The 1,183-nt window shown below is 44.0% G+C and carries 2 protein-coding genes; both read right to left on the reverse strand.

The genetic code is table 11. The annotated features are described in order from the left end of the window. Positions 1–1,035, reverse strand: a 1,035-nt coding sequence (gene acdA, locus GFJ36_RS27280; protein ID WP_157349809.1) for an acyl-CoA dehydrogenase AcdA, incomplete at its 3' end; no start/stop codon positions are given. Positions 1,036–1,056: 21 nt separating this feature from the next. Next, positions 1,057–1,183: acyl-CoA dehydrogenase family protein (locus GFJ36_RS27285; protein WP_275940658.1), on the reverse strand; the 127-nt coding region annotated here is incomplete at its 5' end.

The raw sequence follows: 1,183 nt of genomic DNA on the forward strand, positions 1-1,183 counted from the left end.
TTTCGTATAACCGTAACCACCAAATACTTGTACCGCTTCAGTCGTCACCTTCATCGCTGTATCGCCTGCAAATACTTTTGACATCGCTGACTCTTTCCCATACGGAAGCCCTTCCGATTCAAGCCAAGCCGCTTGATATGTTAGAAGACGCGCCGCCTCCACATCCGTTGCCATATCTGCAAGTTTAAAGCCAATTCCTTGCTGCGCCGCAATTGGTTTCCCAAACTGATGACGCTCTCTTGCATACTCTACAGAAGCATCTAAAGCCCCTTGCGCAATACCGACTGCTTGCGCGGCAATACCATTACGGCCGCCATCTAATGTTTGCATCGCAACTTTAAATCCTTGCCCCTCTTCCCCTAGTAGGTTCTCTACAGGAATACGGCAATCTTCGAACGTAATTTCAGTTGTTGGTGAAGAGCGAATCCCTAACTTGCTTTCCTTCTTCCCAACTGAAAATCCTGGTGTATCACTTTCCACAATAAACGCGCTCGTACCACGCTGCTTCGATTCGGGATCAGTTAACGCAAAAACAACATAAATATCAGCAATACCGCCATTTGTAATAAAGATTTTCGATCCATTTAAAATGTAATGGTCTCCATCTCGTTTCGCAGTTGTCCTCATTCCGCCAGCATCTGAACCAGAACTTGGTTCCGTTAAACCGTATGCGCCAATTTTCGCTCCTTCTGCCATCGGTCGTAAAAATTTTTGCTTTTGTTCTTCCGTTCCAAATTTAAAAATTGGCCAACCAGCAAGTGAAGTGTGTGCAGACAGCGTTACACCTGTTGAAGCACAAACACGAGATAATTCTTCGATAGCAATTACATACGCTAAGTAATCGCTTCCAATTCCGCCGTATTCTTCAGGCCACGGAATGCCGGTTAAACCAAGCTCTGCCATTTGATCAAATAGTGCACGATCAAATCTCTCTTCTTCATCACGCTCAGCTGCCGTCGGTGCTACTTCGTTCTTAGCAAAATCCCGAACCATTTTTCTTATCATTTCATGTTCTTCTGATAGTTTAAAATGCATTCCCGTCTCCCCCTTGTCCTTTTATAAAGCTCGACTAATAACAAGTTTCTGTATCTCACTCGTTCCTTCATATATTTGCGTGATTTTCGCATCACGGAAAAATCGTTCTACTGGATAGTCTTTCGTATAACCGTAACCACCAAATACT

This window comes from Bacillus sp. EE-W1, from assembly GCF_009760835.1.
Taxonomy (GTDB): Bacteria; Bacillota; Bacilli; order Bacillales; family Bacillaceae_G; genus Bacillus_A; species Bacillus_A wiedmannii.